General features: G+C 40.3%; 12 protein-coding genes. 1 reads left to right on the top strand and 11 read right to left on the bottom strand.

The annotated features are described in order from the left end of the window. Nucleotides 1–79: 79 nt before the first annotated feature. The 3 genes from BK583_RS09350 to miaB form a co-directional block, all read right to left on the bottom strand. Complete coding sequence (locus BK583_RS09350) at nucleotides 80–655, bottom strand: outer spore coat protein CotE (protein WP_038480571.1); 576 nt, start codon at nucleotides 653–655, stop codon at nucleotides 80–82. A gap of 162 nt (nucleotides 656–817) precedes the next feature. Continuing rightward, the gene (locus BK583_RS09345) at nucleotides 818–1,237 is read right to left on the bottom strand and encodes a YlbF/YmcA family competence regulator (RefSeq protein WP_038480574.1); all 420 of its coding nucleotides are present in this window, start codon (nucleotides 1,235–1,237) and stop codon (nucleotides 818–820) included. Then, entirely contained in the window at nucleotides 1,237–2,799 is a 1,563-nt protein-coding gene (gene miaB, locus BK583_RS09340; RefSeq protein ID WP_078440100.1) for a tRNA (N6-isopentenyl adenosine(37)-C2)-methylthiotransferase MiaB, read from the bottom strand. Before miaB ends, BK583_RS09345 begins: the two co-directional genes overlap by 1 nt. 175 nt (nucleotides 2,800–2,974) lie before the next feature. On the opposite strand from miaB, the gene BK583_RS09335 reads away from it, so the two are divergent. After that, on the top strand, nucleotides 2,975–3,781 hold the full coding sequence (locus BK583_RS09335; protein ID WP_055737580.1) for a protein-glutamine gamma-glutamyltransferase: 807 nt from the start codon (nucleotides 2,975–2,977) through the stop codon (nucleotides 3,779–3,781). Between the two features lie 37 nt (nucleotides 3,782–3,818). Here BK583_RS09335 and BK583_RS09330 read toward each other — a convergent pair whose 3' ends face one another. From BK583_RS09330 to recA, 8 genes are all read right to left on the bottom strand, one after another. Beyond that, nucleotides 3,819–4,079, bottom strand: coding sequence for a stage V sporulation protein S (locus tag BK583_RS09330; RefSeq protein WP_035397283.1), 261 nt, complete (start codon nucleotides 4,077–4,079; stop codon nucleotides 3,819–3,821). Nucleotides 4,080–4,192: 113 nt separating this feature from the next. Further along, a complete protein-coding gene (locus BK583_RS09325; RefSeq protein WP_055737579.1) occupies nucleotides 4,193–4,984 on the bottom strand; it encodes a TIGR00282 family metallophosphoesterase in 792 nt (263 codons plus the stop codon). Nucleotides 4,985–5,037: 53 nt separating this feature from the next. After that, nucleotides 5,038–6,615: a ribonuclease Y gene (gene rny, locus BK583_RS09320; RefSeq protein WP_038480582.1), complete on the bottom strand. Its 1,578-nt coding sequence runs from the start codon at nucleotides 6,613–6,615 to the stop codon at nucleotides 5,038–5,040. A 135-nt stretch (nucleotides 6,616–6,750) separates the two neighbouring features. Next, nucleotides 6,751–7,413 (bottom strand): AAA family ATPase, encoded by a 663-nt coding sequence (locus BK583_RS09315; protein WP_055737578.1) that lies wholly within the window; start codon nucleotides 7,411–7,413, stop codon nucleotides 6,751–6,753. Then, the gene (locus tag BK583_RS09310) at nucleotides 7,406–7,657 is read right to left on the bottom strand and encodes a hypothetical protein (RefSeq protein WP_038480588.1); all 252 of its coding nucleotides are present in this window, start codon (nucleotides 7,655–7,657) and stop codon (nucleotides 7,406–7,408) included. The genes BK583_RS09315 and BK583_RS09310 overlap by 8 nt, the downstream gene beginning before the upstream one ends. After that, on the bottom strand, nucleotides 7,654–9,087 hold the full coding sequence (locus BK583_RS09305) for an AAA family ATPase (RefSeq protein WP_055737577.1): 1,434 nt from the start codon (nucleotides 9,085–9,087) through the stop codon (nucleotides 7,654–7,656). The genes BK583_RS09310 and BK583_RS09305 overlap by 4 nt, the downstream gene beginning before the upstream one ends. Continuing rightward, complete coding sequence (locus tag BK583_RS09300; RefSeq protein ID WP_055737576.1) at nucleotides 9,074–10,063, bottom strand: metallophosphoesterase family protein; 990 nt, start codon at nucleotides 10,061–10,063, stop codon at nucleotides 9,074–9,076. Before BK583_RS09300 ends, BK583_RS09305 begins: the two co-directional genes overlap by 14 nt. Nucleotides 10,064–10,167: 104 nt before the next feature. Continuing rightward, on the bottom strand, nucleotides 10,168–11,217 hold the full coding sequence (gene recA, locus BK583_RS09295) for a recombinase RecA (protein ID WP_038480594.1): 1,050 nt from the start codon (nucleotides 11,215–11,217) through the stop codon (nucleotides 10,168–10,170). Nucleotides 11,218–11,307: the final 90 nt, after the last annotated feature.

Raw genomic sequence — 11,307 nt, 5'->3', positions numbered from 1 at the left:
AAATCTTACGTCATTATATCATAGTAAAGGGTCTCCCTTCATTCAAGAAAAAAAAGCCAGCTGTATCATGCAGCTCGGCTTAGGATTTATCAACTTCTTCTTGTAAAAAATTCGGATCAATTTGTTCATAATCATCATCAGATAAGTCACTGCCTAAAGCATCTAGTGGATACTCTTCAATCACTCCCTCTGGATTCACTGCAACAGCTACTTTTGTCTCTCCAATACACTCTACTACAAACTCTCGCTCTACTTGAACATCTACGGAATGACCATTTTCACTAATGACTGCTTCTAATGTGTTTGGTTGTTGGACAGCTTTTGCAACAACATCAAGCTCCTCAGAAATGACATTCTCATCTTTCATCGATAAAGGAACAATATCCGTGTAAGATACGGTTTGAGTCGCTACCTCTGTTTTTGTATTGTTTCCATATGAATACCAGACGTTAATATCGTACGTTCCGCTTACTTCAATGTTGTCTCCACGTTTCTTTGCACTATACGTATGATTAATGATCCAGCACCCTAAAATACTTGAAGGACGCTCTGTCGGTCGAATATGATGAGTAGCTTCAGAGAATTTCCGTCCTTTTCCACAGACCGCTTTCGTAATAATTTCACGATAACTTGATGAACTTCTTGGATCTGCCATCTTGTTCCCTCCATTCACAATTCACCTAAAGCCTATGCAGTCAGCACTCTTTATCCGTTCTGCGTGGCTTTAGATACACGCTTCTCTATTAAGCTATGTGCACCATGACTTGTTTAGACCAGCAAAAAACACCCTAATAAAAATTATTAGGGTGTTCCTAGGTTAGCACTGATGAAAGGGGCTTTTCGTCGTTGTGCCACGCATAACATCTCCGTCCATTGAACGAACAATCTCATCTGTCACACGTTTGGAAACGGTGTTGGTTATCACTTGTAGTAGTTCATTTACTTCAATTTGGCTACGTTTAAATTCTTGAACGAGCGGAATTTCATCAATTTGATTGTGAAGCTCATCAATTTTTGCTTCTACTTCTTTCATTGCTTCTAATTTACCGTAATGACGTAAATTAACAGCTTCCTTTTGGTGCTTTTTAATCTCAGCGATCATTTCTTGCACACGCAAATGCTCATTGATTTTCTTTTCTGCTCGTTTAAAGAAATCAACCTCTTCTGTTTGTGCAAGCATCGTTGCCAGTTCTTTTGCTTTTTCCCGAATGTCTTTTCGTGTATACAGTGTGCTCATTACACACGCACCTCCGCTGTTTCAATCATTTTTCCATTAAGAGACCATGTTTTAGCCTCTGTTACTTGAATATAGACAATCTCACCAATAACAGATTTAGGACCAACAAAGTTTACTAATCGATTTGTTCGCGTTCTTCCAGCTAATACATCAGGGTTTTTCTTACTTTCGCCCTCTACAAGAACTTCAACTACTTGATCTTGATAATCTAAGTTTCGTTTCTCAGATATGCTGTTTACAAGGGCATTTAAACGCGCGAGACGTTTCTTTTTCGTTTCCATCGGTACATTATCTTCCATTCGTGCAGCAGGCGTACCTTCACGAGGAGAATAAATATACGTAAAGGCTGCATCAAACTGCATCTCTTCGACTAATGTCAGCATGTCCTCAAATTGTTCGTCTGTTTCATTTGGGAACCCAACAATTAAATCTGTTGTGAACGAAGCATTCGGAATGGCTTTTTTAATTTTGCTTGCCAGGGTCACATATTGCTCTCGTGAGTACTTCCTTCCCATTAGTTTTAAAATCTCTGTATTGCCGTGTTGAACTGGTAGGTGAATGTGTTCAACTAAGTTTCCACCTTGAGCTAAAACCTCAATTAAATGATCGTCAAAGTCTCTTGGATGGCTTGTCGTAAACCGAACCCGAGGTATATCGATTTTATGGATCGCATCCATTAGTTCTCCAAGACCACCGTAGTCACCAGGAAGATCTTTGCCGTAAGCGTTCACGTTTTGTCCTAGTAATGTTACTTCTTTGTATCCTTGGCGAGCTAAGTCACGTACTTCGTTTATAATATCCTCTGGCAAACGACTTCGTTCTTTTCCTCGTGTATAAGGCACAATACAGTACGTACAAAATTTATCGCACCCGTACATAATGTTTACCCAAGCTTGCGTTTTATTTTGCCGTTTTCGCGGCATATTTTCCACAACGTCGCCTTCTTTTGACCATACTTCAACGACCATTTCTTTTCCAAAAATGGCTCCTTGTAGAAGAGTAGGCAAGCGGTGAATGTTATGCGTACCAAAAATCAAATCAATGTGCTGATGTTTCTGAAGAATGCGACTGACAACCGATTCTTCTTGTGACATACAACCACAAACACCAATTATAAGCTCAGGTTTCTCTAATTTTAACGGCTTTAAATGACCAATCTCTCCAAACACTTTATTTTCAGCGTTCTCACGAATGGCACATGTGTTAAGAAGAATAACATCCGCTTCACTCGTTTCAGTTGTCTCTTCAAAGCCCATTTCCAACAGCATTCCTGACATATTCTCTGAATCGTGTACATTCATTTGGCAACCGTATGTACGAATCAGAAATTTCTTCCCTTTTCCGAGATTCGCCAACTCAGATGGCACAATGTGATCCGGTCGAATCACTTGAACCTCTTCACGCTTTCGTTTACGACCAGAGCGATAGTTCGGTTGATCATAAATTGTAATGTCTCTACCTTTTATTTTAACTACCTTTTTTTCATCATCTTCTGATATAATCCGTGCATCACTAAAATCAAAGTAATGGCTGTAATCTTTCGCCTTCTTTTGATCAGACATTTCTATTGCTCTCCTTTCGTGCCAACAATCCATTCCCTCCATATTATACGTGGCAAAGCGGTAGAACACAATGACAACCGTTCTTTTCCTTTTCAATCGCGCTTCATGCGCATAATTTCGTTTAATGAATCATTGATTAATAGTAATCGTGCACACATCATTGGAGGGATCTACGATGATAACCATTCAAGAGAAACCGTTAAATACATCTTCTTTACCAGCTTTATCCCAAATCGAAACGGCTATTATTCAAAGTTTGGCTAGTCAAAGCGTCTCCTACAATTATGCATCTTTACAAGAATTAAGTTTCGAAGTTGCGTTACGAAAACATACGATTCAAGCTTCTATTGGCTTATTGCAAAGTGGAGCCCGTTTTGAATCATTTATGCGCTCAACTTGTAATCCTCGCTTTTGGAGACGAATGCCGAATGGGGCTTTTCAATTGAATCCTTATGTCCGCCCGTCTGACGCAATAGAGGATATCTTTCAAAATGGGCAGCTATATGGCTTTGAGTGTGCAACCGCCATAATTATTATTTTTTATAAAGCAGTAAAAGACTCCATTGATCAACGATCCTTTGATCAATTGTTTCAGCAACTCTACCTATATTCATGGGAGCATGATGAAGATTTGCAGTTAGAAACACGAGCAGGAACAGACTATGTAATCGGAGATTGTCTTTATTTTGATAACCCTGATTTTGCACCTCAGCACTCAGTGTGGCGTGGAGAAAATGTTATAAAGCTCAATGAAAATCTCTATTACGGTCACGGCATTGCTATTCGTTCATCTGAAGAAATCATCTATCATTTAAATCGTATGCGACGTCCTGGTGCGACTACCGAGGCTCATTTACTTCCTCAAGTAACACGGTTAAACTTTACTTTTGTGCGTACCTTTTCAAGCAGTGGCTATACACCACGAACGTCTCTTGATTCTGCCATTACGATCCAAACAAACCATCAAACAAGATTATCTTAAAAAAAGAGAGGAGATGTCATGGACACCTCCTCTCTTTTTAACGCGGTTCAATAATAAGCTTAATAGCTGTTCGCTCTTCCCCTTCAATCTCTATATCCGTGAATGCCGGAATACAAACGAGATCAATCCCACTCGGGGCAACAAATCCTCTTGCAATGGCAACTGCTTTTATAGACTGATTGAGTGCGCCTGCACCAATCGCTTGAATCTCTGCGGCACCTCGCTCACGAATAACGCCTGCCAAAGCTCCTGCTACTGAATTTGGTGTCGATTTTGCTGATACTTTTAACACTTCCATTTCTACCCCTCCTTAAGCAAATAACAGTTCGATCAATTCAAAATCGAATGGATGATGTCTAACAGGCTGTCTGCCTTATTACATCTATATTTGCTTAGAGGGACAGATATGCCTTAATAAATGGTTTGTTCGTCTGTTCGTGTAATTCTCTTAATGCTCGTTGCATTCATCGTCTTATCGTTAATAGTAATGATGCATGCATTTAACTGTCTTTTACCTTCTGCGACCTCAAAGCGAACCGGCATACTCGTTAGAAATTTATGCAGGACAGCGTGACGATCCATCCCTAAAATTCCATCAAGAGGGCCTGTCATACCAACATCTGATAAATAGGCCGTCCCTTGAGGAAGAATCCGTTCATCAGCCGTTTGGACATGCGTATGTGTCCCGATTACAGCACTTACACGACCATCTAAATACCAACCCATCGCTTGTTTTTCACTCGTTGTTTCAGCATGAAAATCAACAAAAATAACATCAGCTTCACCATTGATTTCAGCTAAAATGTCATCCACTTTCTTAAATGGACAATCAACCGGGTTCATAAACGTTCGTCCAAGTAAATTAATTACAGCCAGCTTAACTTGATTAATTTGAATGATTCGATAGCCAACACCTGGTGTTCCTTCAGGATAGTTTGCTGGACGAACGAGAGCCGTTGCATCATCTATAAACGAAAAGATCTCTTTCTTATCCCAAGAATGATTTCCGAGTGTCACAACCTGGGCTCCTTCAGCTAAAAACCCTTTGTAAATTTTCTCTGTAATCCCTTTTCCATGGGCTGCATTTTCGCCATTTATAATTGTCACTGTCGGTCGATGCTCTTGCTTTAACCCTTTTATATGTTTAGTGATCATCTCTCTACCAGGAGAACCAACAACATCACCAATAAATAAAATCTTCAAAAAACCCCTACTTTCCTTTTGATTTCCAAAAAAATAAAGTGGCTTTCGCCACTTTATTTAGCATATTCAACTGCGCGAGTTTCACGAATGACAGTCACACGAATGTGTCCTGGATAATCTAGCTCTTGCTCAATCTTCTTCGTAATGTCCCTAGCAAGACTGTGAGCTAGCGCGTCATCCACCACATCAGGTCTTACCATAATGCGTACCTCTCGACCGGCTTGGATGGCAAACGTCTTCTCAACACCATCGAATGATTCAGAGATCTCTTCTAGCTTCTCTAATCTTCGAATATATGTTTCAAGGGTTTCGCGTCTAGCGCCAGGTCGAGCAGCTGACAATGCATCTGCTGCTGCAACAAGCGTAGAAATAATGGATGTCGCTTCTACATCGCCGTGGTGGGAAGCAATCGCGTTGATCACAACTGGATGCTCCTTGTACTTCGTTCCAAGCTCAACACCAATTTCAACATGGCTTCCTTCCACTTCATGATCAATAGCTTTCCCAATGTCGTGCAATAAACCAGCACGCTTCGCTAATTTAACATCCTCACCAAGTTCAGCGGCCATTAAGCCGGTTAAATGAGCGACTTCCATTGAATGTTTTAAGACATTTTGACCATAGCTTGTGCGGAAACGAAGTCGACCTAAAATCTTTATTAAATCAGGATGAAGACCATGAACGCCTACTTCAAATGTTGTTTGTTCCCCATATTCGCGAATCGTTTCATCGACTTCTCTTCTTGATTTATCGACCATTTCTTCAATTCGAGCTGGATGAATTCGACCGTCTTGCACAAGCTTCTCTAACGCAGATCGTGCAATTTCACGACGAATTGGATCAAAGCCAGAAAGAATAACCGCTTCCGGTGTATCATCAATAATTAAATCAATACCCGTTAACGTCTCAAGAGCTCGAATGTTACGACCTTCGCGTCCGATAATGCGGCCTTTCATTTCGTCGTTCGGCAAATTCACTACTGAAACTGTTGTTTCGGCAACATGATCTGCTGAGCAACGTTGAATAGCGAGAGAAAGAATTTCTTTCGATCGCTTGTCCGCCGTTTCTTTTGCTTCAGCTAACTTCTCTTTAATGAGAAGTGCTGATTCTTGAGCTACTTCTTGCTCAACTTCTTGGCGTATGATCATTCGTGCTTCTTCTCGGCTTAAGCCAGACACCCGCTCTAATTCTTGTTTTTGGTCCAGCAGCAGCTGGCTCATTTTACTTTCCATCTCTTCAACTTGTCGTTGTTTTTTGGCGAGAGATTCCTCCCGTTTTTCTAATGACTCTTCTTTCTTATCGAGAGTTTCACTTTTCCGATCTAGAATCTCTTCTTTTTGAACCAAACGATGCTCTTGTTTCTGAATCTCATTTCTTCGCTCACGTACGTCGCGTTCTGCATCACTTCTTAGCTTGTGAACCTCGTCTTTCACTTCGAGAATCGCTTCTTTTTTGTTCGTTTCTGCTTCACGCGTCGCATCATCAATAATTTGCTTTGCTGCTTGCTCCGCACTTGAAATTTTCCGTTCAGCGATTGATTTTCGAACAAGATATCCAACAACTGCAAAAACTACAGAGAAAGCAAGTACAATGAGGCTTAGAACCAAGAGATTTAATTCAATGCTTGGCATCGTTACACCTCCCTTGCTATCCAATTGTTGGTTTAAATGTTTCACATTTGTTAATCAATAATGAATATATTCATAAAAATTCAACCTTGATACATTGTGTATCATCCATTATTTTACGCTTCACATCTTTTAATGTCAAGGGCTCGTCGCTTCTTCTACTTGGCTGATTCCATCCCGAATGGTAACGATAAATGCTTTATCTCCTGATTCCATTAAATGATGGTTGTGTGTAATCATAAGTATCTGTCGATCAAACATTGTCGCAAGGGACTTTAAAAACTCATATAAATAATGTGTATATTCACCTGACACATGTTTCCCCGGTTCATCTAAGAGTATCGGACCTGATTGCTTTGGTTGAGTTGTTTCCATTAGTGCGACACGTAAAGCAAGAGTGACAATGTCTACAACCCCACCCCCTCTAGCGTCTTGAGGTTTCGTTTTTATTTTCATACCATCGAAATTAGAGACAACAAACATTTCTGCCACCGCTCGATTACCGTGTTCTTCAAGTTCAATTTCAAAAGCAATCATTGGCCCAAATACATATTGAAGTGCGTTCGTTACTAATGTTTCCATTTGTTGTTTTGCTTGCTTTCGTGCATACTCTGCTGATTGCTGTAAGAGAACTCTTGCCTTTTCATATGTGTCGAGGGTTTCTTCATAGTCGTTTAAAGCCGCTTTAGCTTGCTGAATGGTCTCAAGAATAACGTTTCTCTTTTCATCTAAGCGCGTCCATTGATCGTTTTTCTCTCTTAATGCACGCTCAAGTGCAACAATGGATTCATGGTTAGTCACGTGCCATCAATTCTTTCGGAATAAGCGACCATGCCCGTTCCATTGATTGCTCAATCTCTGTCTCTAACTTTACAATTTCATCGTCTAAGTCTTCTGGCTTCACACCTAACTCTTCTAGCTCTTCAAGCAAACGTGTTTTTTGATTCTCTAATTCTTCTAGTTTCGCTTCTGCTCGATAACGCAGATCTTTTGCTTTATCAATGGCTTGCTTCATTTTATCTAAGTCTTGCTCCACTTGTTTCATGATAACTCCTCCTTCTGCTGTATTGGTTGTCCACATGTGGGACAAAGATGGAACGTGTTTAATGCTTCTGTATAACGAGCAACTTGTTCTTCTTCTTGTTGTTTGGAATGTGCTACGAACGCCGCCCCTTCTTCTAAACGCTTCTTTAAAAGAACAATTTTTTCTTGGTAGCGTGAAAGCAATTGAGTGCGTTCAAATGCTTGGGCAACACTTTCCGTTAACGGGTACGCTTGTAGAACCTTATGTGCACGTTGCTTTTTCTTCAATAACGCATTCTCTTCGTCAGTCATTTTTTGCAGCCGTTCAAAACGTTCTCGTAACTGTCGGGTTTTAAGTACTTTGTTGCGTACATCCGTTACATGTTCTTCATTAAACGATTGTAAAAAATGCGTACGCTCTAAGCGGGCGTTTAATGCTGTTATACTCTCTTTTACATATTCTTCACTCTTCTTAAACTGTTGCAATTTAAGAGTTTGAGATACATGATTTGCTAAAGCTCTCGCTAGCAGCTCAGCCTCCTCAATGGACTCTGTTTTTGTAAGCCACTTTTGACAGGTTGAAAGGTCTTTAGCGATACGTTGCCACTCTCTTTGGACAGAAGAAAGCTGGTAGCGCTTCGCTGTTAGTTGCTGTAAGTTTAAAAAAAGCACTTCCCATGTATCGAGATCTTTTATCTTGTGAATCGTTTGTTCTAGTTGACTCTTTTGACCTTTCAATTGCTTAAACTGTTCACTCAGACGCTTTAGTTCTTGAACCTTTTTTGCTTGATCCTTTACTCGTTCAAGCAAACGAAACCCTTCGTCTAACTGCTGCTTCGCTTGATCGAGAGGCTTAAATGGTTCCAACTCTTTCTCCGCTGCTTCTAATTCTTGTTCTTTCCACTTCACTCTTTGAGTTAACTGAGAAACGTCTTTAGATGTGTCACGAATAGCCATATCTAAATAATGAGCGCCACTCATTCGACCAATGGTTTTTGCTCGTATTGAACCAGTTTGTTCTAGTAGAAACGGTCCTTCTAATTGTTGGGCAATTTGCAACTGCCACTCATGATCCGCATCGATTCGAAACGGTCTCATTTGATGAGCATTTAAGACTTCTTCAGGCACAGATGAACCGAATCCTTCTAACACTAAATCCTCTTCACCCTTTTTTTTAATGATGTAGCGATTTTTTGATGATGTTCGTTCACGTACAAGTGTATGACCGTTTTCAAATTCGATTGTTACCCGTACAAAGTCCGCTCCAACTTTCAAAAAATCTGTCCCTCGTGGTTGATTAAAAAGAGCCCAGCGAATCCCTCTCAACACTGCTGTTTTCCCACTATCTGATTGTCCAACAACAACGTTTAACCCTTTTGATAAAGACAGTACTGTATCTAAATGAGATTGAAAATTTTCAAGCCGGACGGAAACCATTTTACTCAGTTTCATCACGCTCCCATCGCTCTTCTATAAGCGTCATACGTCTTAATGCTTCTTCTCTTACTTTTTCTTCCACATTAGACATAGCTGCAATTTCCCGAATAATGTCACCCATTTGTAGCGTTTCAAAATTTGCTTTTTCTTTCACTTGTTGAACAAAGGCATGGAGCTTTTCCTCTTGGTGACTCGCTTTTTCGACGTAGGATCGGTCTAAAACAGCTTCACCCTTTTGTGCTTTCAGCTGAATCTCTTTTAGTCTAATTCCAGCTTTGTCTACTTCACCAAGAATGACAGTTGGCATCCGCTCAATTTCTGTCCAATGGTTGTTTATTCGCGCAAGTGCCCCTGGGTTGCAAATAAATGTACCGTCTTTTTCCTTAATCCCAAATCCACTATGAAAATGTCCAGTGAAAATGACATCTGCAGTTGTTCCCCAAATATGATCAATTAAGGTATGAGACACTCCTTCTGGTAACGCTCTTTCAACGAGCATACTATGAACGAGGTGAATCAAATAGGTAGCATTCGTTTCATTAACAGGGTAATAATCCAGCTTTGGGTCTCGTTGATCAAGATCATAGTGGTAAGGCTGTCCAGATAGCTGAAGTCGAACACCCTCTTTTTCTACTACTACTGGTTGATCTGGGTGAATAAGAGTCATTATACCAAAAGCATCAAGTAGCCCCAGCATCGTTCGTGTTACGGTTAGAGGATTATGCCCGAATGTATCATGATTACCCGCTATTGCATAAATAGGCGCTTTAGCCTTCCTAAATAACTGCGCAAACTGACCAACTGTGCTCGGAGACAAATCAGGTCGGTCAAACACATCTCCACCATGGAGTAAAAAATCAACCTGATGCTCATTAGCTAAAGCCATTACTTGATCAATTTTATCTTTAATAGTATCAGGAAACGAATCTAAACGATTTTTCGGAGTTGTTCCACGTATATGGGTATCAGTAAAGTAGAGGAATGATATCATATTATATCCTTCGTTCCTTTCATTGCTAAACTATTTCTTTGTTTAAAGACTATCATTATGATAAAAGACTTTCCTTAACAAGCAGGAAAGTCTTTTATCTATCATTATTTTAAATCAAGAGGAACATCTTCAAAAGATTCTTTATCGGCTTCTTCTACTTTTGCTTCTCCATCAAGATTGTGCTCATCACGGATTTTCCGTTCGATTTCAGTTGTAATTTCTACGTTTTCTTTTAAGAATTGTTTCGAGTTCTCACGACCTTGACCTAAACGATCACCGTTGTAAGAATACCAGGCACCACTCTTATCAACAATTTCTAAATCCGTAGCAATATCAAGAATAGATCCCTCTCTTGAAATTCCTTCTCCATACATAATATCCACTTCAGCAAGACGGAATGGAGGCGCCACTTTGTTTTTCACAACTTTAATTTTAGTACGGTTTCCGACTATATCGTTTCCTTGTTTCAGTGCCTCAGCTCGTCGAACTTCTAAACGAACAGAAGAATAGAACTTAAGCGCACGACCACCTGGTGTTGTTTCAGGATTACCGAACATCACGCCGACCTTTTCACGAATCTGATTAATAAAGACCGCTACGGTTTTCGATTTATTAATCGCACCAGATAATTTTCTTAACGCTTGAGACATTAAACGAGCTTGCAAACCGACGTGAGAATCTCCCATTTCGCCTTCAATCTCCGCTTTTGGAACAAGAGCAGCCACACTATCAATAACGATCATATCCAGAGCACCACTACGTACAAGCGCTTCAGCAATTTCTAATGCTTGCTCCCCTGTGTCAGGTTGAGAAAGAAGCAATTCGTCTACATTTACACCAAGCTTACCAGCATAAACGGGGTCTAACGCGTGCTCTGCATCAATAAATGCAGCTTGACCACCTTGACGCTGTACTTCAGCAATAGCGTGAAGAGCAACTGTCGTTTTACCAGAAGACTCTGGTCCGTAGACTTCAATGATTCTACCTTTTGGATAGCCGCCAACACCTAAAGCAATATCTAAAGCTAGCGCACCACTTGAAACAGTTGAGATTCGTTGCTCCGCTCTCTCTCCTAATTTCATGACAGAACCTTTACCAAACTGCTTTTCGATCTGGCGCAAAGCCATATCTAACGCTTGTTTCCGATCACTCATTCTTCCATCTCCTTTAAATCATCTTCATGTATTGTTGAGACATAGAACGTTCTATATCTTGTTTCATCGTTAGCTATCGTTCTTGTTCTA

The sequence above is a fragment of the Shouchella oshimensis genome (assembly GCF_002019765.1).
In the GTDB taxonomy this organism is placed as follows: domain Bacteria; phylum Bacillota; class Bacilli; order Bacillales; family Bacillaceae_D; genus Shouchella; species Shouchella oshimensis.
Note: the sequence above shows the minus strand (reverse complement) of the source record. Positions and strands in the feature narration are given on the sequence as shown.

Bases quoted from the DNA above. Each gene is read 5' to 3' on its own strand.
- BK583_RS09350 (WP_038480571.1), bottom strand. From the start codon at position 655: ATGGCAGATCCAAGAAGTTCATCAAGTTATCGTGAAATTATTACGAAA.
- BK583_RS09345 (WP_038480574.1), bottom strand. From the start codon at position 1,237: ATGAGCACACTGTATACACGAAAAGACATTCGGGAAAAAGCAAAAGAA.
- miaB (WP_078440100.1), bottom strand. From the start codon at position 2,799: ATGTCTGATCAAAAGAAGGCGAAAGATTACAGCCATTACTTTGATTTT.
- BK583_RS09335 (WP_055737580.1), top strand. From the start codon at position 2,975: ATGATAACCATTCAAGAGAAACCGTTAAATACATCTTCTTTACCAGCT.
- BK583_RS09330 (WP_035397283.1), bottom strand. From the start codon at position 4,079: ATGGAAGTGTTAAAAGTATCAGCAAAATCGACACCAAATTCAGTAGCA.
- rny (WP_038480582.1), bottom strand. From the start codon at position 6,615: ATGCCAAGCATTGAATTAAATCTCTTGGTTCTAAGCCTCATTGTACTT.
- BK583_RS09310 (WP_038480588.1), bottom strand. From the start codon at position 7,657: ATGAAACAAGTGGAGCAAGACTTAGATAAAATGAAGCAAGCCATTGAT.
- BK583_RS09305 (WP_055737577.1), bottom strand. From the start codon at position 9,087: ATGAAACTGAGTAAAATGGTTTCCGTCCGGCTTGAAAATTTTCAATCT.
- BK583_RS09300 (WP_055737576.1), bottom strand. From the start codon at position 10,063: ATGATATCATTCCTCTACTTTACTGATACCCATATACGTGGAACAACT.
- recA (WP_038480594.1), bottom strand. From the start codon at position 11,217: ATGAGTGATCGGAAACAAGCGTTAGATATGGCTTTGCGCCAGATCGAA.